Origin of the sequence: Burkholderia sp. AU32262, from assembly GCF_020419985.1 — a bacterium.
GTDB lineage: Bacteria > Pseudomonadota > Gammaproteobacteria > Burkholderiales > Burkholderiaceae > Burkholderia > Burkholderia semiarida.
The window spans coordinates 130,202-149,201 of record NZ_JAIZRS010000007.1; the positions used below are offsets into that span (position 1 = coordinate 130,202).

Annotated in this window: 19 protein-coding genes; 13 read left to right on the forward strand and 6 right to left on the reverse strand. The window is 67.6% G+C overall.

The window, feature by feature from the left end; all coding sequences use genetic code 11:
* Positions 1-100 precede the first annotated feature (100 nt).
* Entirely contained in the window at positions 101-523 is a 423-nt protein-coding gene (locus tag LGN10_RS10800; protein ID WP_226223238.1) for a hypothetical protein, read from the forward strand.
* 51 nt (positions 524-574) lie between these two features.
* Here the strand turns inward: LGN10_RS10800 and LGN10_RS10805 are convergent, their stop codons facing one another.
* Both LGN10_RS10805 and nodI read right to left on the reverse strand, forming a co-directional pair.
* On the reverse strand, positions 575-1,408 hold the full coding sequence (locus LGN10_RS10805; protein ID WP_059584149.1) for an ABC transporter permease: 834 nt from the start codon (positions 1,406-1,408) through the stop codon (positions 575-577).
* 6 nt (positions 1,409-1,414) lie between these two features.
* Positions 1,415-2,329 carry a nodulation factor ABC transporter ATP-binding protein NodI gene (gene nodI, locus LGN10_RS10810; protein ID WP_059638668.1) on the reverse strand — a complete coding sequence of 305 codons (915 nt, stop codon included), beginning with the start codon at positions 2,327-2,329 and terminating at the stop codon, positions 1,415-1,417.
* Positions 2,330-2,660: 331 nt separating this feature from the next.
* On the opposite strand from nodI, the gene LGN10_RS10815 reads away from it, so the two are divergent.
* On the forward strand, positions 2,661-3,158 hold the full coding sequence (locus LGN10_RS10815) for a universal stress protein (protein WP_226223240.1): 498 nt from the start codon (positions 2,661-2,663) through the stop codon (positions 3,156-3,158).
* An 87-nt stretch (positions 3,159-3,245) separates the two neighbouring features.
* Here LGN10_RS10815 and LGN10_RS10820 read toward each other — a convergent pair whose 3' ends face one another.
* The 3 genes from LGN10_RS10820 to lexA are packed head-to-tail and all read right to left on the reverse strand — an operon-like array spanning position 3,246 to position 5,003.
* Entirely contained in the window at positions 3,246-3,965 is a 720-nt protein-coding gene (locus LGN10_RS10820; RefSeq protein ID WP_226223242.1) for a DUF2939 domain-containing protein, read from the reverse strand.
* Between the two features lie 29 nt (positions 3,966-3,994).
* Complete coding sequence (locus tag LGN10_RS10825; protein ID WP_006476078.1) at positions 3,995-4,330, reverse strand: hypothetical protein; 336 nt, start codon at positions 4,328-4,330, stop codon at positions 3,995-3,997.
* 25 nt (positions 4,331-4,355) lie between these two features.
* Positions 4,356-5,003: a transcriptional repressor LexA gene (gene lexA, locus LGN10_RS10830; protein WP_006476077.1), complete on the reverse strand. Its 648-nt coding sequence runs from the start codon at positions 5,001-5,003 to the stop codon at positions 4,356-4,358.
* A gap of 264 nt (positions 5,004-5,267) precedes the next feature.
* On the opposite strand from lexA, the gene LGN10_RS10835 reads away from it, so the two are divergent.
* The 5 genes from LGN10_RS10835 to LGN10_RS10855 all read left to right on the forward strand — a co-directional run bounded on the left by LGN10_RS10835 (position 5,268) and on the right by LGN10_RS10855 (position 10,347).
* Positions 5,268-6,305 carry a sulfate ABC transporter substrate-binding protein gene (locus tag LGN10_RS10835; protein ID WP_226223244.1) on the forward strand — a complete coding sequence of 346 codons (1,038 nt, stop codon included), beginning with the start codon at positions 5,268-5,270 and terminating at the stop codon, positions 6,303-6,305.
* Between the two features lie 136 nt (positions 6,306-6,441).
* The gene (cysT, locus tag LGN10_RS10840) at positions 6,442-7,341 is read left to right on the forward strand and encodes a sulfate ABC transporter permease subunit CysT (protein WP_099316374.1); all 900 of its coding nucleotides are present in this window, start codon (positions 6,442-6,444) and stop codon (positions 7,339-7,341) included.
* The gene (cysW, locus tag LGN10_RS10845; protein WP_059584141.1) at positions 7,338-8,273 is read left to right on the forward strand and encodes a sulfate ABC transporter permease subunit CysW; all 936 of its coding nucleotides are present in this window, start codon (positions 7,338-7,340) and stop codon (positions 8,271-8,273) included. The genes cysT and cysW overlap by 4 nt, the downstream gene beginning before the upstream one ends.
* Before the next feature lie 13 nt (positions 8,274-8,286).
* Positions 8,287-9,345, forward strand: a complete 1,059-nt coding sequence (locus LGN10_RS10850) for a sulfate/molybdate ABC transporter ATP-binding protein (RefSeq protein ID WP_059584139.1) — start codon at positions 8,287-8,289, stop codon at positions 9,343-9,345.
* Positions 9,346-9,420: 75 nt separating this feature from the next.
* The gene (locus tag LGN10_RS10855) at positions 9,421-10,347 is read left to right on the forward strand and encodes a CysB family HTH-type transcriptional regulator (RefSeq protein WP_034186954.1); all 927 of its coding nucleotides are present in this window, start codon (positions 9,421-9,423) and stop codon (positions 10,345-10,347) included.
* On the opposite strand, the gene LGN10_RS33505 is transcribed toward LGN10_RS10855, so the two are convergent.
* Positions 10,348-10,479 (reverse strand): hypothetical protein, encoded by a 132-nt coding sequence (locus LGN10_RS33505; protein WP_264163118.1) that lies wholly within the window; start codon positions 10,477-10,479, stop codon positions 10,348-10,350. It lies immediately after the preceding gene.
* A 343-nt stretch (positions 10,480-10,822) separates the two neighbouring features.
* Between LGN10_RS33505 and LGN10_RS10860 the strand changes: the two genes are divergently transcribed.
* From LGN10_RS10860 to LGN10_RS10885, 6 genes are all read left to right on the forward strand, one after another.
* Entirely contained in the window at positions 10,823-11,773 is a 951-nt protein-coding gene (locus LGN10_RS10860; RefSeq protein ID WP_226223246.1) for a sugar ABC transporter substrate-binding protein, read from the forward strand.
* Between the two features lie 145 nt (positions 11,774-11,918).
* Positions 11,919-13,532 carry a sugar ABC transporter ATP-binding protein gene (locus LGN10_RS10865; RefSeq protein WP_059584136.1) on the forward strand — a complete coding sequence of 538 codons (1,614 nt, stop codon included), beginning with the start codon at positions 11,919-11,921 and terminating at the stop codon, positions 13,530-13,532.
* Positions 13,529-14,548 carry an ABC transporter permease gene (locus LGN10_RS10870; protein ID WP_059584134.1) on the forward strand — a complete coding sequence of 340 codons (1,020 nt, stop codon included), beginning with the start codon at positions 13,529-13,531 and terminating at the stop codon, positions 14,546-14,548. The genes LGN10_RS10865 and LGN10_RS10870 overlap by 4 nt, the downstream gene beginning before the upstream one ends.
* Positions 14,549-14,583: 35 nt before the next feature.
* A complete protein-coding gene (locus tag LGN10_RS10875) occupies positions 14,584-15,615 on the forward strand; it encodes a LacI family DNA-binding transcriptional regulator (RefSeq protein ID WP_050012587.1) in 1,032 nt (343 codons plus the stop codon).
* Positions 15,612-16,541, forward strand: a complete 930-nt coding sequence (gene rbsK / locus LGN10_RS10880) for a ribokinase (protein WP_226223248.1) — start codon at positions 15,612-15,614, stop codon at positions 16,539-16,541. Before LGN10_RS10875 ends, rbsK begins: the two co-directional genes overlap by 4 nt.
* Positions 16,542-16,827: 286 nt before the next feature.
* A complete protein-coding gene (locus LGN10_RS10885; RefSeq protein WP_226223250.1) occupies positions 16,828-18,594 on the forward strand; it encodes a methyl-accepting chemotaxis protein in 1,767 nt (588 codons plus the stop codon).
* Positions 18,595-19,000 lie beyond the last annotated feature (406 nt).

A 19,000-nucleotide genomic window follows, 5' to 3' on the forward strand; every position in this document is an offset into this window, starting at 1 on the left:
CGCGCGCAACGGCGCGCCCGTCGCGCGCCATCGTCGTATTCACCCGGCGCCGCCGCTTCATGCGTGCGGCGCCCTTTACAAGAAGCAAACAGGAAAACGCATGACCCAACCGAAGATTCATCCTCGACTCGAAAAGGCGCTGACGCGCGGCGATCTCGCGATTCGTCAGGCCAATTCCGCGCGGGCGACGGCCGTGCTGCACGCACTCGGCACGATGATCATCGAGGCCTCCGCAACGATCGGTGTCGAGGCCAGCATCGACATTCCGCAGGGCGATCGCATTTACGATCCCGTCAACGGCCTGTGGCTGCAGAAGATGCTGGTGTCGTTCGACGGCCCGGTGGACAAAGCCGACAAGGAAGAGCTGCGCACGGTGTATCTGGTGGCCGACGATCCGGGCACGCAGTTCCGCGTGGAATGGCATCGCGCGGACGGCAAGCTCGGCCGCCACGAAGGCGGCCCGCTCGCGACCGTCGCGTTCCTGACCGACGTCGAAATTCCGTGGAGCGACGACGACGAGTAACGTCGTCGCATTTGGCCGGCGCGTGGTGCCTGGTGCCCGACGCGCCGGCCGTCAGCGCATCATCCGCCGCCGGAACAGCCACGCGGACAGCAGGAATCCGCCGACCGCGTAGCCGGCGAGCACCGCGACGTGCAGCGCGATGTCGGTCGCCGGCCGGCCGAGCATCGCAGGCCGGATCAGCTCGACCGCATTCGCAAGCGGCAGCGCCTGCGCCGCATGCCGCGCGATCGGCGGCAACTGCGTGATCGGGAAGAACACGCCCGACAGCAGCAGCATCGGCGTCAGCACGAGCGTCTGATAGAACATGAAGAAATCGTAGGATGGCGCGAGCGCCGTGACGATCATCGCGATGCTGGCGAACGCGAGGCCGGCCAGCGCGATCACCGGCAGCACCGCGAGCATCGACGGAAAGCGTGCATAGCCGAGCACGCCCGCGACGAGCATGATCGCGCCCCCCGACAGCATTGCCTTGCTGGCCGCCCACACGATTTCGCCGAGCACGATGTCGCCGAGCGCGAGCGGCGTATGCATGATCGCTTCCCACGTGCGCTGCACGTGCATCCGCGAGAAACCCGAATACATCGACTCGAAGCTCGCGGACATCATCACGCTCGAGCCGACCGTGCCGGCCGCGAGGAATGCGATATACGACACGCCGTCGACATGGCCGAGCATCAGGCCGAGCCCGAAACCCAGCCCGAACAGATAGATCATCGGATCGGCAAGATTGCCGAACATCGACGCGAGCGCGAGCTTGCGCCACACGAGGTAATTGCGTCGCCAGACGGCGACCCAGTTGCCTGCATTGGCCGGCATTGCGATCGCGAAGCGTGATTCGCGCGGCGGGGCCGACGGCGTGGTGGCGGAATAGTTGCGGACGTCCATGGTCGTTCAGTCCTGCATCTCGCGGCCGGTGAGCCGCAGGAACACATCTTCCAGATTGGCCGGGCGATGCAGATAGCGCAATCCTGTGCGGCCCTTGAGGCGCGCGCTGAGCGGTTCGGGGTCGGTCACATAGCAGAACAGCGTCTCGCCGCTGATCTCGGTGCGCTTCGCGAAGGCCGACAACTCGTCGCGCAGCGCGGCCGGATCGGGCCCGTAGATCTCGATCACGTCGCAACCGATCTCCGATGCGATCAGGGCATGCGGTGCGCCTTCGGCGATCTTGCGGCCTTCCTCGATCACGCACAGCCGATCGCACAGACGCTCGGCTTCTTCCATGAAATGCGTGGTGATCAGGATCGTCTTGTCGCGCGCGAGCAGCGAACGCAGCCGCTCCCACATCAGATGCCGCGCCTGCGGATCGAGGCCCGTCGTCGGCTCGTCGAGCACGAGCACGTCGGGATCGTTGACGAGCGCGCGGGCGAGCGTGAGGCGACGCTTCATGCCGCCCGACAACTCGCCCACCTTCGCATCGGCCTTGTTCTCGAGCTTCGCGAATTCGAGCAGCGGCGGCACGAGCGCGCGTGCCGCCTGCGCCGACATCCCGAAATAGCGGCTGAACACGAGCAGGTTTTCCCGGACCGTGAAGTCCGGATCGAGATTGTCGAACTGCGGGACGACGCCGACGCGCTGGCGTGCATGTCGGGCACGCGATGGAACCGGTTCGCCGCACAGCGAAATGGTGCCGGCATCGGGATGCGCGAGGCCGAGCAGCATCTTCAGCGTCGTGGTCTTGCCGGCGCCGTTCGGGCCGAGCAGGCCATAGCATTCGCCGGCCTTCACGTGGAAGGACAGACCGTTGACGACGAGCTTGTCGCCATAGCGTTTTTCGACGTTGCGGAAATCGATCGGTGCGACGGACATGGGCGTCTTGTCGTTGTAAGCGGGCGTGTGCTGCTGCCCGGTGCGTGGCCGGTTTCCGAACGGATCGCGCGAATCCGTGTCACACGGGCGTGACCGAAGCGCACGATGCCGGCGCGACGCGGCTCGCTGGTGTACGAATGGGCCATTCTAGTGCATCGGCTGCGTCGCTTCAGGGCACGCCCGCCCGGTGCGATGCATGTGCGCACCGATCATGCACCGCATCATCGCGCACGCGCGACGCGGGGCGAATCAGCGTTTTCCATCCCTTGCGTCCTGAATTGCGGCGCACCATGATGAATGCGTCGGCTCGTTGTCGCGATAGGGAGGCTTCATGGCTAGCTACAACAAGATTTTGCTGTGTTACGACGGCACGCTCGAAGGGCGCAAGGCACTACGCTGCGGAGCCAATCTCGCAATGGACCTGAAGGCGGAAACGCATTTGCTGTCGGTCGTCGACATGCGTTCGAGCATTGCGCAAAGCGCCGGCTTGCTGACCGATGTCGCGTGCGGCCGCTTCGAGGAAACCGCGCGCGAAATCCTGCAGGAAGGCGTGAACTGGCTGCGCGAGCGCGGTGTGCAAGCCGAGGGCCATTTCGCCTTCGGTTATCCGATCGACGAAATCGCGAATCTCGCGTCGGAGCTGAAGGTCGACCTCGTCGTCGTCGGCCACCGGTGCCGCAGCGGATTGTCGAGATGGTGGATGGGCTCGGGCAATACGCAACTGCTCGATCGCGTGAACTGCAGCATTCTGGTGGCGTGTTCGTCGGCGGAAGAGCAGAAGGCCGAAATCGCGCGCGAGCGCGAGGCGGCCATGGCGGCCGGCCAATGATCTAAAGACTGGATGACGACCTGACCGGCGATGCATGCCGGTCAGGCATCGCGCTGGATCGGCGGAGCGGGCGTCCAGCGCGGGCTGCTATGCATGCAGGTCGATCCCGGACAATTTCCACGAGAACAGCCCGAAGCGGTGAAAGATCGCCGCATAGCGCGTGCCGTCGGCGCCGCGCTGATACGTGACGACGAATTCATCGATATTTCGGTAGCCCGCGCTGGTTTGTTGCTGGCGCGGCGCTTGCGGTGCTTCGCTGGGGCTGGCCGGTGCGGCGGGCGCGGGGGCCGGCGACGATGCCGCGGAAGCGGCCGCGTTGCCGCTCGGTACGCCGGCACTTGCGGGCGCCGGATGGGCGGGTGGCGCGGCAGGCGTGTTGCCGGGTGCATTGTCCGCCGGTGGCTGATTCGACCACTCAGGCGGCCGCTCGCCCGGATTGCCGCGCGGCGGCAATCCGCTCATCAACGCGGCGACGCCTTCCGGGGTCGCGTACGCATCGACGAGCGGGCCGATCAGCGCGGACCCGATCAACGCGCCGATCACCGCGAACGGATTGTCCTTTTTTACGGCGTCGACGCGGCGCATCAATTCTTCCGTGACCTGCTGCTTCAGGCTGATGCGCAGCGACGGAAAGTCCACATATTCGCTGATCGCCTGCGCGTCGCGCGCATCGATCGCCGATTTCAGGCGGCCGAGCGCGACATACGGCGACGCGTACCCATAGCCGAGCGCCGCAATGACGGCGACGACGAGCGCGACGATCAACAGGGGCTTGAGTCGCCATGCACGGCGCGACGAACCAGTCACGTTGCCTCCGGTGCGGGAAGGTTCCGCAATCAGAGACCGCCCGGCGTGGCCGATCGTTCCTCCGCGATGCAGCGATCGATCATCCGGCAAACGGCGTCGATCGTGCCCACCATGATCAGGCGCGAACGACCGTGATAGACGCGCACCGGCGCGCGACGCGCGGGTTCCGCGTGATTCAGGCCAGCGTTCAGCGATACGCGCGCGAACGCGGGGAGCGCTGACGGCAGCAGGGACGCCTGCCGTTCGACTGCGACTTCTTCTTGCACGGGCGCCGCCGCGGACAGCGGAGCGCAGGGCGTGCGGCCGCGCAGATGACGCAGGCGACCGAATTGACGGAAAGGCAGCAGGCGGGCAAGGCGTTCCATGATGTTCTCCTAGCGAGACGGAATGTCAGAGTTCGCCCGAGCGGATCAGCCCGACGGCGATGCCTTCCAGCGCGAAATCCGCGCTGCCGGCCTTGACGAAGATGTTTTCGTAATCCGGGTTCTCCGCGATCAGCTCGAGGCCGCCGGGCCGGCGCATCAGGCGCTTGACCGTGACGTCGTCGCCCAGGCGCGCGACGATGATCTGGCCGTCCTTCGCTTCCGTGCGCTTCTGCACGGCGAGGAGGTCGCCGTCGAGAATGCCGGCGTCGCGCATCGACAGCCCGCGCACCTTCAGCAGGTAGTCGGGCTTGCTGGTGAACAGCGCGGGATCGCACGCGTAGTGCTGCGAGATGTGCTCCTGCGCAAGGATCGGGCTACCGGCCGCGACGCGGCCGACGAGCGGCAGCGACAGTTGCATCAGGCCGGCGTGCGGCAGCGTGAACTGATGCGGGGCGTCGTCGATGCCGAGCAGCCGGATGCCGCGCGATGCGCCCGCGGCCAGCTCGATCACGCCCTTGCGCGCCAGCGCACGCAGGTGCTCCTCGGCCGCATTCGGCGAGCTGAAGCCCAGTTCGGCCGCGATCTCGGCACGGGTGGGCGGGAATCCGGAGCGCTCGATCGCGCGGCGGATCAAGTCGAACACTTGCTGCTGACGGGCGGTGAGTTTGGTCATGGCTCAACTGTATGGATAGACAGTGAGCTGTATTTTTATACAGTACTTCGCGAATTTCAAGTGTTACTTGAGGTTCGACGCGATTGCGTCGATTCCGGCGCGATTTCGCGACGCCCGGACGCCGGTTTGTCCGCCGCAACCGTCCGTCCCGTATGCGTTAGCACTTTTGAGTATTAAAAAATGAGGAAGGATTATTTTTAATCATGTAACCCGTTCGATAGACTGGCCCGACATCGCAATACCGACAACACTGGAGAACCAAGGATGGGCAAGCGCAACACGGGGCTGGTGGGCGGAGTGGGCCGCCTGATCGCAACATTCGCGCTGGGCGCGGCGGCGGCGCTGGGCGTCGCGACGCATGCGCAGGCCGATACGACTTTCCTGAACGTGTCGTACGACCCGACGCGCGAGCTGTATCAGGATTTCAACCAGGCGTTCGGCAAGGAGTGGAAGGCGAAGACGGGCGAAACCGTCAACTTCAAGCAGTCGCACGGCGGTTCGGGCGCGCAGGCGCGCTCGGTGCTCGACGGCCTGCAGGCCGACGTCGTCACGCTGGCGCTGGCCTACGACATCGACGCGCTCGCGAACAAGGGGCTCGTGAACAAGGATTGGCAAAAGCGCCTGCCCGACAACGCGTCGCCGTACACGTCGACGATCGTGTTCCTCGTGCGCAAGGGCAATCCGAAGGGGATCAAGGACTGGGACGACCTGACCAAGCCGGGCATCTCGATCGTCACGCCGAACCCGAAGACCTCGGGCGGCGCGCGCTGGAACTACCTGGCCGCGTGGGCATACGCGTTGCACAAGCCGGGCGGCAACGAGCAGACGGCGAAGGAATTCGTCACGAAGCTCTACAAGAACGCAGGCGTGCTCGATTCGGGCGCGCGTGGCGCGACGACGAGCTTCGTGCAGCGCGGGATCGGCGACGTGCTGATCGCATGGGAAAACGAGGCATTCCTGTCGGTCAAGGAATTCGGCACCGACAAGTTCGAGATCGTCGTGCCGTCGGTGAGCATCCTGGCCGAGCCGCCCGTCGCGGTGGTCGACAAGGTGGTCGACAAGAAGGGCACGCGCAAGCTGGCCGAGGCGTACCTGAATTACCTGTACAGCCCGCAGGGCCAGGAAATCGCGGCACGCAACTACTACCGGCCGCGTTCGAAGAACGTGCCGGCGGAGCTGACCAAGCAGTTCCCGAAGCTGAAGCTGTACACGGTCGACGACACGTTCGGCGGCTGGACGAATGCGCAGAAGACGCATTTCGCGGATGGCGGCGTGTTCGATTCGATCTACAAGCCGCAGTAACGCACGCAGTCACACCATAACGACCAAGCGGCGCGCCACGACAGCGCGCCGCATCCCCGACGGGCCGCCGGCGCGATGCACTGCGCCGGCGTTTGCGTCGGACCCGTGAGCAGCATCGACCCAGCAAGAGCATCCGATGACGACGTACACCTTTCGCAAGCCGAGCGCGCTGCCCGGTTTCGGCGTGACACTCGGCATCACGGTGGCCTATTTGAGCCTCGTGGTGCTGATTCCGCTCGCCGCCACGTTCCTGAAGACCGCGACGCTGTCGTGGGACCAGTTCGTCACCGCCGTCACGTCGCCGCGCGTGCTCGCGTCGTACCGGCTGACGTTTTCGGCCGCGCTCGGCGGCGCGCTGATCAACGCTGTGTTCGGCTTTCTCGTCGCGTGGGTGCTGGTGCGCTACACGTTCCCGTTCAAGCGCCTCGTCGATGCGGTCGTCGACCTGCCGTTCGCGCTGCCGACCTCGGTGGCCGGCATCTCGCTCGCGGCCGTCTACGCGACCAACGGCTGGGTCGGCCAGTATCTCGCGCCGCTCGGCATCAAGATCGCGTTCACGCCGGCCGGCGTGCTGGTCGCGCTGACCTTCATCGGGCTGCCGTTTGTCGTGCGCACCGTGCAGCCGGTGCTCGAGGATTTCGAGCGGGAGCAGGAAGAAGCCGCCGCGTGCCTCGGCGCGTCGCGCTGGCTGACGTTCCGCCGCGTCGTGCTGCCGGCCGTGCTGCCGGCGCTGCTCACCGGTTTCGCGCTCGCGTTCGCGCGCGCGCTCGGCGAATACGGATCGGTGATCTTCATCGCCGGCAACGTGCCGATGAAATCCGAGATCACGTCGCTGCTGATCATCACGAAGCTCGAACAGTATGACTACGCGGGCGCGACCGCGTTGGCGGTCGTCATGCTGGTGGTGTCGTTCCTGATGCTGCTGCTGATCAACACGCTGCAGTGGTATCTGCAGCGCAGGACGAGCAAGGGCGCGAGCGGTCCGGCGCCCGCCACCGTCACCGTCAACGCCGTCGCGGCAGGAGGCCAGCAATGAGCCAGGAGGCCACCGTCGTGCTGAAAACCCCGTCGTCCGCCGTGCGCGCCACGAAGCGGCTCGACCCCGTCAGCGAGTCGCGCGTCGTGCGCTGGCTGCTCACGGGCATCGCGCTCGCGTTCCTCGCGTTTTTCCTCGTCGTGCCGCTCGCCGCGGTGTTCGTCGAGGCGTTGCGCAAGGGCGTGGGCTTCTATCTCGAATCGCTGGCCGATCCCGATGCGTGGTCGGCGATCAAGCTGACGCTGACCGTCGCCGTGATCGCGGTGCCGCTGAATCTCGTGTTCGGCGTATGCGCATCGTGGGCGATCGCGAAATTCGAATTCCGCGGCAAGGCGCTGCTGACGACGCTGATCGACCTGCCGTTCTCGGTGTCGCCGGTGATCTCCGGCCTCGTGTACGTGCTGTTGTTCGGCGCGCAGGGCTGGTTCGGGCCGTGGCTGCAGGATCACGACGTGCAGATCATCTTCGCGGTGCCGGGCATCGTGCTCGCGACGATCTTCGTCACGTTCCCGTTCGTCGCGCGCGAGCTGATTCCGCTGATGCAGGCGCAAGGCACCGACGAGGAAGAAGCGGCGCGCGTGCTCGGTGCATCGGGCTGGCAGATCTTCCGCCGCGTGACGCTGCCGAACGTGAAATGGGGCCTGCTGTACGGCGTGATCCTGTGCAATGCGCGCGCGATGGGCGAGTTCGGCGCGGTGTCGGTCGTGTCCGGCCACATCCGCGGCGTGACCGACACGATGCCGCTGCACGTCGAGATTCTGTACAACGAATACAACTTCGCGGCGGCGTTCGCGGTGGCGTCGGTGCTGGCGCTGCTCGCGCTCGTCACGCTCGCGCTGAAGCTGATCGCCGAGCGTCATCTCGCCGCCGAACTGGCCGACGCCGTTCCCGCACATGCCGGCCCTGTCGGCGCCGTTTCGTCGAAATCGTAAAGAGGCAACCAGAATGGGTATCACCGTCCGTAACCTTCAGAAGCGCTTCGGCGATTTCACGGCGCTCGACAACGTATCGCTCGACTTCCCGCCCGGCGAACTGGTCGCGCTGCTCGGGCCGTCCGGCTGCGGCAAGACCACGCTGCTGCGCGTGATCGCGGGCCTCGAGCACGCGGACGCCGGCCAGGTCGTGCTGCAGGGGCTCGACGTCGCGTCGGTCGGCGCGCGCGACCGCCAGGTCGGCTTCGTGTTCCAGCACTACGCGCTGTTCCGCCACATGACCGTGTTCGAGAACGTCGCGTTCGGGCTGCGCGTGAAGCCGCGCCGCGAGCGGCCGTCGGAAGCCGCGATTCGCGAGAAGGTGCACGAGCTGCTCAAGCTCGTGCAGCTCGACTGGCTCGCGCAGCGTTACCCGTCCGAGCTGTCGGGCGGCCAGCGCCAGCGCATCGCGCTCGCCCGCGCGCTCGCGGTCGAGCCGAAGGTGCTGCTGCTCGACGAACCGTTCGGCGCGCTCGACGCGAAGGTCCGCAAGGAACTGCGCGGCTGGCTGCGTCGCCTGCACGACGACCTGCACATCTCGACGATCTTCGTCACGCACGATCAGGAAGAGGCGCTCGAGGTGGCCGATCGGATCGTCGTGCTGAACCGCGGCCACGTCGAGCAGGTCGGCAGCCCGCAGGACGTCTACGATCATCCGCAAAGCGCGTTCGTGTACGAGTTTCTCGGCGCGGCGAACCGGCTGCCGGGCACGGTCGCCGGGCGCGGCTTCGTCGCCGACGGCGCGGCTGCGCCGATCGAGGTCGACGCCGATTTCGCGGGCCCCGCGAATGCGTACGTGCGGCCGCACGATCTGCAGCTGTGGCCGGCGGGCGAAGGGCACCGCGACGGCATCGCGGTGGACGTGCGGCGCGTGATTCCGCTCGGCGGTTCGGTGCGCGTGGAGCTGGAGGCACGCGCGGGCGGCGCGCTCGAGGCGGAACTCGACCGCGACGCCTGGCGGGCGCTCTCGCTGCAGGTCGGCGACGGCGCGACGGCCGTGCCGCGTGCCGTGCGGGTATTTCCCGCGCGTTGACGAGGCAATGTGGGGCAAAGGGCGGGATTCGCTCCGATTCGACAATCAAACAACGACAGCCTAAGAGGCATACCCATGAATTTTCAGCAATTGCGGTTCGTGCGCGAAGCGGTGCGCCAGAACATGAACCTGACCGAAGTCGCGAACGTGCTGTACACGTCGCAGTCGGGCGTGTCGAAACAGATCAAGGATCTGGAGGATGAACTGGGCGTCGACATCTTCATTCGGCGCGGCAAGCGGCTGACGGGGCTCACGGAGCCCGGCAAGGCCGTGCACCAGCTGATCGAGCGGATGCTGCTCGACGCCGAGAACCTGCGCCGCGTCGCGCGCCAGTTCGCCGATCAGGACAGCGGCCACCTCGTCGTCGCGACGACGCACACGCAGGCGCGCTACGCGCTGCCGAAGGTGATCCGGCAGTTCACCGAGGTGTTTCCGAAGGTGCATCTCGCGCTGCGCCAGGGCAGCCCGCAGCAGATCGCGCAGATGATCCTGAACGGCGAGGCCGATCTCGGCATCTCGACCGAGGCGCTCGACCGCTATCCGGACATCGTCACGTTCCCGTGCTATTCGTGGCACCACACGGTCGTCGTGCCGAAAGGGCACCCGCTCGTCGGCCGCGAGAACCTGACGCTCGAGGAAATCGCCGAGTACCCGATCATCACGTACGACCAGGATTTCACGGGCCGCTCGCACATCGACCAGGCATTCACGCAGGCGGGCGCGGTACCCGACGTCGTGCTGACCGCGATCGACGCGGACGTGATCAAGACCTACGTCGAGCTCGGGATGGGGATCGGCGTGGTCGCGGCGATGGCCTACGACCCGCAGCGCGACACGGGGCTCGTCGCGCTCGATACGCAGCACCTGTTCGAGGCGAGCACGACACGGGTCGGGCTGCGCAAGGGCGCATTCCTGCGCGCGTATGCGTACCGGCTGATCGAGATGTTCGCGCCGCACCTGAACGAAGCGGAAATCGCCGGGCTGTTGCGCGAAGCCGTCTGATCATTGCGCGTCGCGCGCCGTCCGACTCGCCGCTTCCGTCATGGTCGGCGACAGGTCGCGACGGCGAATGCCCGCGCGCCGCGCGTCGATATCGTCGGCGCAAAGCGCGTTGTCCACGACGAACCGCGCCATCGTCGGCCGCCGCCCGCGAAGCGAGCGCTTCGGCGAGCCGCCGTCGCGAGTGTCGCATTTGCGCGTCGCGAAGCCCGCTCGCGCGCTCCGAATAAACCCTTAAATATTGATCAGACAGGTTGCGCGCCGAAGCGAATCGGTACAGCATAGCCTTCACTCCGCCGGCGTTCCGCTGGCGGTGGCGCGTCGACGACAGCACGCGCCAGGCAGTCGGCCGTCTGCCTCGCTTCCATTCCGTGGTACCGACAGCAGCATCGATGGCCATTGCTCGGGTAGTGTGGCGCAAACGTTTGCTCACATTAAAACAACAATCCGGCCTTCGGGCCGTCGCCAGGAGATGTGTATGAATGTCCGCTTTCGCCGTCGCTTCCTGACCGCCGCGCTCGCCGCCGTCGCGGTGGCCGCCGCACCGGTTGTCCACGCGCAGTCCGCGGCCAGGCCGAAGGTCGCGCTCGTGATGAAGTCGCTCGCCAACGAGTTCTTCCTGACCATGGAAACGGGCGCGAAGGAATACCAGAAACACAACGCGAACCAGTTCGACCTGGTCACCAACGGCATCAAGGACGAGACCGACACCGCGAACCAGATCCGCATCGTCGAGCAGATGATCGTGTCGAAGGTCGACGCGATCGTGCTCGCGCCGGCCGATTCGAAGGCGCTCGTACCGGTCGTGAAGAAGGCCGTCGACGCCGGCATCGTCGTCGTGAACATCGACAACCGGCTCGATCCCGACGTGCTGAAGTCGAAGAACCTGAACGTGCCGTTCGTCGGCCCGGACAACCGCAAGGGCGCGCGCAAGATCGGCGATTACCTCGCGAAGCGGCTGAAGGCGGGCGACCAGGTCGGCATCGTCGAAGGCGTGTCGACGACCACCAACGCGCAGCAGCGCACGGCCGGCTTCCAGGACGCGATGAAGGCGGGCGGGATGAAGGTCGTGTCGGTGCAGTCGGGCGAATGGGAGATCGACAAGGGCAATGCGGTGGCCGCCGCGATGCTCAACGAATACCCGAACCTGAAGGCGCTGCTGTGCGGCAACGACAACATGGCGATCGGCGCCGTGTCGGCCGTGCGCGCGGCCGGCAAGCAGGGCAAGGTGCTCGTGGTCGGCTACGACAACATCAACGCGATCAAGCCGATGCTGAAGGACGGCCGCGTGCTCGCGACCGCCGACCAGTACGCGGCGAAGCAGGCCGTGTTCGGCATCGACACGGCGCTCAAGGCCATTGCCGAGCATCGCAAGCAGGCCGACATGTCCGGCGTGGTCGAGACGCCGGTGGATCTCGTGACGAAGTAACGCCGCACCGGTCCGGCCGCCGGCCTCAAGAATCCGGCGCGGCGGCCGTTATCCGGTGTGAGCGCGATCACGGCCACTGCATGCACATGCACTTGTGAGCGTCATACCCGCGCGCCGCGTGCGCGCGGCCGCAATCAGGATCGCGATGGAACCGACCTTCCAACCCTCCCGTTCAGCCCACCCCGTGCTGTCCGTCTCCGGCATCGGCAAGACCTATGCCGAACCCGTGCTCGCCGACGTCACGCTGACGCTCGATGCAGGCCAGGCGCTCGCGCTGACCGGCGAGAACGGCGCGGGCAAGAGCACGCTGTCGAAGATCATCGGCGGGCTCGTCGATCCGACCACCGGTACGATGCAGCTCGGCGGCGAGGCCTATGCGCCGGCGAGCCGCACGCAGGCCGAGGCGCTCGGCGTGCGCATGGTGATGCAGGAACTGAACCTGCTGCCGACGCTGACCGTCGCCGAAAACCTGTTCCTGAACCGTCTGCCGCGCCGCTTCGGCATCATCGATCGCGCGCGGCTGCGCGACGACGCGCGCGCGGCGATGGCGCAGGTCGGGCTCGACGCGGTCGACCCCGATACGCCGGTCGGCGCGCTCGGCATCGGGCACCAGCAGATGGTGGAGATCGCCCGCAACCTGATCGGCGACTGCCGCGTGCTGATTCTCGACGAGCCGACCGCGATGCTGACCGCGCGCGAAGTCGAGCTGCTGTTCGAGCAGATCGACCGGCTGAAGGCGCGCGGCGTCGCGATCGTCTACATCTCGCACCGGCTCGAAGAGCTCGCGCGCGTCGCCGAGCGCGTCGCGGTGCTGCGCGACGGCCGGCTCGTGCATGCGGGCGACATGGCGGCGACGACGTCCGACGGGCTCGTCACGCTGATGGTCGGGCGCGAGATCGGCGAACACATCGATCTCGGCGAGCGCCGTTTCGGTGCGCCGCGGCTCGCGGTATCGGGCCTCACGCGCGGGACGGCCGTGCGCGACGTGTCGCTGGAGGTGCGCGCGGGCGAGATCTTCGGCATCTCCGGGCTGATCGGCGCAGGGCGCACCGAGCTGCTGCGGCTGATCTACGGCGCCGATACGCCGGACGCCGGGACGATCGCGGTTGGCCAGCCGCTGAAGCCGGCGCGGATCGCGTCGCCCGTCGAGGCGGTGAAGCTGGGCATCGCGCTGATCACCGAGGATCGCAAGGGGGAAGGGCTGCTGCTGTCGCAGTCGATCACCGCGAACGTGTCGCTCGGCCAGCTCGACCGGCTCGCGCGCGGCGGCATCGTCGATTCCGCACGCGAAACGGCGCTCGCCGAGCAGCAGATCGAGGCGCTGCGGATCCGCACGCACGGCGCGGCGCAGGCGGTCGGCGAACTGTCGGGCGGCAATCAGCAGAAGGTCGTGATCGGCCGCTGGCTCGCGCGCGACATGGGGGTGCTGCTGTTCGACGAGCCGACGCGCGGGATCGACGTCGGCGCCAAATTCGAGATCTACACTTTGATGGGCGCGCTCGCGCGCGAAGGCCGCGCGCTCGTGGTCGTATCGAGCGACCTGCGCGAGCTGATGCTGATCTGCGACCGGATCGGCGTGATGTCGGCCGGGCGCATGACCGCCGTGTTCGAGCGCGGCAACTGGACCCAGGATGCGCTGCTGGCCGCGGCATTCGCCGGCTTCGGCCGCGAGACGCCGGCCGCCGCCATGCAGCATCCGGACGCGGAGCAGGCGCGCGGCGCCGCTTCGGGCACTTCGACGACAGGACGACAGCAATGACCCAGCCTCCCGTATCCCCGACCGATGCAGGCGCGCAGCAGGACGTGACCGGGCGCCGCGCGCGCACGCTGTCCGGCACGCGGCTCGGCCTGTCGAACTATCTCGGGCTCGCCGGCGCGCTGGCCGCGATGATCGCGCTGTTCTCGGCGCTGAGCTCGCATTTCCTGACCTACGACACGTTCAGCACGATCGCGAACCAGATTCCCGATCTCGTCGTGATGTCGGTCGGGATGACCTTCGTGCTGATCATCGCCGGGATCGACCTGTCGGTCGGCTCGGTGCTCGCGCTCGCCGCGTCGATGGTCAGCGTCGCCGCGCTGAAGTGGCAGTGGGGGCCGCTGCCGGCCGCGCTGATCGGGATCGCGGTCGCGACCGCGACGGGCGCGCTGACCGGCGCGGTCACGGTGGGCTGGCGGATTCCGTCGTTCATCGTGTCGCTCGGCGTGCTGGAGGCCGCGCGCGGCCTCGCGTACCAACTGACGAATTCGCGCACCGCGTATATCGGCGACGCGTTCGATTTCCTGTCGAACCCGATCGCGCTGGGCATCTCGCCGGCGTTCCTGATCGCGGTCGCGGTGATGATCGCCGCCCAGTTCGTGCTCACGCGCACCGTGTTCGGGCGCTATCTGGTCGGGATCGGCACGAACGAGGAAGCGGTCCGACTTGCAGGGGTTAACCCGCGGCCGTATAAAATCCTCGTATTCGCACTGATGGGCGCGCTCGCGGGGCTCGCGTCGCTGTTCCAGATTTCGCGGCTCGAGGCGGCCGATCCGAACGCGGGCGCGGGCCTCGAACTGCAGGTCATCGCCGCCGTCGTGATCGGCGGCACGAGCCTGATGGGCGGGCGCGGCTCGGTGATCAGCACGTTCTTCGGCGTGTTGATCATCTCCGTGCTGGCCGCGGGGCTGGCGCAGATCGGTGCGAACGAGCCGACCAAACGGATCATCACGGGCGCGGTGATCGTCGTGGCGGTCGTGCTCGATACGTATCGCAGCCGGCGTACGCGCGTGCGGTAAAAAGACAGACAGAACAGACCAGAGAGAAACGGGAAATGGCGACGATCAAGGATGTGGCGGCCATGGCGGGCGTGTCATTTACGACCGTCTCGCACGTGGTGAACAATTCGCGGCCGGTGTCCGCGGATGTGCGTGCGAAGGTCGAGGGCGCGATCCGCGAGCTGAATTACGTGCCGTCGGCCGTGGCGCGCTCGCTGAAGGCGCGGGCGACGGCGACGATCGGCCTCGTCGTGCCGAACAGCACGAATCCGTACTTCGCCGAGCTGGCGCGCGGCATCGAGGATCAGTGCGCGGCCAACGGCTATTGCGTGTTCTTCTGCAATTCGGACGACGATCCCGTGAAGCAGCGCAACTACCTGCGCGTGCTGCAGGAAAAGCGCATCGACGGGCTGATCGTCGCGTCGGCGGGCGAGGACGCGGTGCTCGCGCAGACGCTCGCCGATATCCATGCGCCGCTCGTCGTCGTCGATCGCAACATCGAGGGGCTCGCGGCCGATCTCGTGCAGATCGACCACGAGCGCGGCGCGTACCTGGCGACGCGCCACCTGCTTGAGCTCGGACACGCGAAGATCGGCTGCATCACCGGGCCGACCGACACCGCCGTCAGCGCGATGCGCGTGCACGGCTTCATCCGCGCGATGGCCGAGCGCGGGGTCGACATCGTGCCGGGCGCGATCGCCGAAAGCGATTTCTCGTGCCTGGGCGGCTATCACGCGGCGTCGCGGCTGTTCGAATCGGTGCGGCCGAGCGCGATCTTCGCGGGCAACGACCTGATGGGCGTCGGCGCGCTGCGCGCGGCGGCCGAGCGCGGGCTGCGCGTGCCCGACGACTGCTCGATCATCGGCTTCGACGACATCGAATTTTCCCGCTACACGTATCCGGCGCTGTCGACGGTCGGCCAGTCGGTGCGCGCGCTCGGCGAAATGGCCGCGCAGACGCTGATCGAACGGATCGGCGGCGGTTCCACGGCCGTGCCGAGCCGTCGCCGCGTCGTGTCGCCGCGCCTCGTGCTGCGCGAATCGACGGCAGTCTATCGCGAGCCGGCCGCGCCGGGCGCTCGCGCATGACGGCGAGCGTAACGGGCGCCGGCCGCGTGACGGTGATCGGCAGCCTCAACATGGATCTCGTCGTGCGGGCGCCGCGGCTGCCGCTGCCGGGGGAAACGCTCGCCGGGCATGCGTTCGCGCAGGCGGCGGGCGGCAAGGGCGGCAACCAGGCCGTCGCCGCCGCCCGGCTCGGCGCGCAGGTCGCGATGATCGGCTGCGTCGGCGCGGATGCGCATGGCGCCGCGCTGCGCGCGGGCCTCGAGGCCGAGGGAATCGACTGCGCGGGGCTCGCGACGAGCGCGTCGGCGTCGACCGGCGTCGCGCTGATCGTCGTCGACGACGGAAGCCAGAACGCGATCGTGATCGTCGCGGGCGGCAACGGCGAGGTCACGACCGATACGATCGCGCGGCACGAGGCCGCGCTGGCGGCGGCCGACGTGCTGATCTGCCAGCTCGAGACGCCGCCGGACGCGGTGTTCGCGGCGCTGTCGGCCGGGCGCCGCCTCGGCCGCACGGTGGTGCTCAACCCGGCGCCGGCCGTCGCGCCGCTGCCGGACGGCTGGCTGCCGCTCGTCGATTACCTGATCCCGAACGAGGTCGAGGCAGCCGCGCTGACCGGGCTGCCGGTGCGCGATCCGGCGCAGGCCGAAACCGCCGCGCGGGCGCTCCAGGCCGGTGGCGCGCGCAACGTGCTGATCACGCTCGGCGCGCGCGGCGTGCTTGCGCTGACGGCCGACGGCGCCGCGCGTCACTATCCGGCGCCCGTCGTGCAGGCCATCGACACGACGGCGGCCGGCGACACCTTCATCGGCGGCTTTTCCGCACGGCTCGCGGCCGGCGCGGACGTCGACACGGCCATCCGCTTCGCGCAACGCGCGGCGGCGCTGTCGGTCACGCGCGCGGGCGCGCAGCCGTCGATTCCGACGCGCGCCGAATTGGCCGACTAGGGCCGGATCCCCGGTTTTCCGGTTCCATCGCGCTGCCGGTCCGTCGCATGAGACGGCTGGCGGCGGCCCCGCAATGCTTGGCGTTTCCACTGGCCTTTGGCGATTCCCCATCCCGACCCGAATTCCGTCATTTATTCAGACTTATGAAATAAACAGACGAATAATTCGAAATAAACACGCTAAAACCATCAAGTTATGCGTCGTGCGGTCGTAAATGCACCAAGTGAAGCAATGCTTCGAGCCAACGGGCCAGGCCCGTTCATGACGACGCAACACAGGATGGATGATGGTGTTCAGGAACCTGACGATTCGGGCGCGCATCGGTTTCACGATGGCGTTTCTGGCGGTACTGCTGGCGGTCACCGGCGTGCTCGGTCTGCACGGGATGACGCGTTCGAACGATTCGACGCGCGAGACTTTCACGAACCAGATGCCCAGCGCGGTCGACGTGGCGATGGCGGAAATGTTCGCCGCGCGCGAGCGCCTCGCGCTCGACCGTGCCGCGCTGCTGGCCGGCACGCCCGATTCGGCGGCGGCCATCGAGCGCAGCCGCGCGATGCGAGCGCAATCGGACGCCTGGTGGCAGAAGTACCTTGCGCTGCCGCGCGACGCCGACGAGGACCGGCTCGCACAGGACGTCGTCGCCCGGCGCAAGGTGCTGCAGAGCAGTTGCGACGCGTTCGCGAGCGCGGTCGCGGCCGGCGATCACGAGCGGATCGGCGACGGCGCCAAGCAGCTTCAGGCGCGCTATACCGAGCTGGCCGCGGCCGGTGAAACGCTGCGCGGCTTCCAGTTCACCAATGCGCAGGCGCGCTTCGATCAGGCCGAATCGGTGTTCGAGACGATGCGCGTGCTGTCGATCGTCGTGCTGCTGGTCGGCATCGGCGCCGCGGTGCTGTCGTGGCTGACGCTGAGCCGCGCGATCGGCCGCCCGATCGCCGACGCGCTGTCGCATTTCGACGCGATCGCCGCGGGCGACCTGCGCCGGCCGATCGTCGTGGACCGGCGCGACGAGATGGGCCAGTTGCTGGCAGGCCTCGCGAGGATGCAGCGCGGGCTCGTCGACACGGTGCGCACCATGCGCGGCGGCAGCGAGTCGATCGCGACCGCGGCCCGCCAGATCGCGGCCGGCAACATCGACCTGTCGTCGCGTACCGAGGAACAGGCTGCTGCGCTGCAGGAAACCGCGTCCAGCATGGAGCAACTGACGGGCACCGTGAAGCAGAATGCGGACAATGCGCGTCAGGCAAGCTCGCTGGCCGCGAATGCGTCTGAAATTGCGAACAAGGGCAACACGGTGGTCGGCCAGGTGGTCGGCACGATGGGTGAGATCAACGACAGCTCGGCGAAAATCGCGGACATCATCGCGATCATCGAGGGAATCGCGTTCCAGACCAACATTCTGGCGCTGAATGCGGCCGTCGAGGCCGCGCGGGCGGGCGAGGAAGGCCGCGGCTTCGCGGTCGTCGCGGGCGAAGTGCGCAGCCTCGCGCAGCGTTCGTCGAGCGCGGCGAAGGAAATCAAGGCGCTGATCGACGCGTCGGTGGAGCGTATCCGGACGGGCTCGACGCTGGTCGACGAGGCGGGGCGCACGATGAGCGACGTGATCGGCGCGGTCCAGCGCGTGACGGACATCATGGGCGAGATCGCGGCGGCGTCCGAGGAGCAGAGCGGCGGGATCGACCAGGTGGCGCGCGCGGTCGCGCAGATGGACGAGGTCACGCAGCAGAATGCCGCACTCGTCGAGGAAGCCGCCGCCGCCGCGCAGTCGCTGGAGGAGCAGGCGGCCCGCCTGCGCGAAACGGCAGCGGTATTCCAGCTCGACGACGAGGCGGCACGTGCGGGCACCGTCGTTGCGGTTGCCGCACGTCATGCGCCGCGCGCGCCTTCCGCGCCGGCTGCTGCGCCCGCACCGGCTGCCGCGCGCGTCGAACGCGAGGCCGCGCCGAAACGCGCGAGCGCCGCGACGCCGGCGCGCAAGCCCGCCGCCGTGTCGGCCGCCCCCGCGCCGGCAGCGGCGACCGCCGGCGGCGACGACTGGGAGACGTTCTGATTCGCGTGCGCCGCGTATCTATCCCCATTTGGTGACGACGACGCCCGCGATCCGCGGGCGTTGCCGTTTCTGCGGCGGACGAAATGTGGCAGCGCGGACGAGTCGATCGCGCATCGGCAGGTGTGCCGAGCGTCGCGCACCGAGAGATTCGCGGGAATGCGCTGCGTGCGCGTCATGTTCCCGCGTTCGTCGTACGGGTATGTCCGTAAGGGACTGCGAAAAAATTTGTAACGGTTCGCGCGGCGTGTCATCGCACGCGGCCGCTCGAACGTGAAGGGATGAAGGGAGAAGGTGGCGACGTCGGAGGTGTCCAACGCACGAGACGTTTCGGTGTTCGACGAGACGCGGCGGATGCAGTTTCTGCGGCTCGGGAGATCGATTGTAAAACGACGAAATGCGTTGTCCA